Below are 218 nucleotides of genomic sequence, written 5' to 3'. Positions count from 1 at the left end.
GAACTTTTTTATAAAAACCCAAACATAAATCTGCTAAGGAAGAATCCTCTTTAATCAAACTTTATTTCAAAGCTACAATAGATAAAAAACTCGATTTAAAATCAGGTTGGAAATAAAAGTAAGCCTATGACCTATTTTTTCACGTATCTCGGCTGTACCCCTATAACATAGGTTGGAGAGGACTTTATGCTAAAACATAAATTATCCATAATAATTTA

This window comes from Bacillus pseudomycoides DSM 12442, assembly GCF_000161455.1.
In the GTDB taxonomy this organism is placed as follows: domain Bacteria; phylum Bacillota; class Bacilli; order Bacillales; family Bacillaceae_G; genus Bacillus_A; species Bacillus_A pseudomycoides.
The sequence above is the reverse complement of the archived record's forward strand: the minus strand, read 5'-3'. Positions refer to the sequence as shown.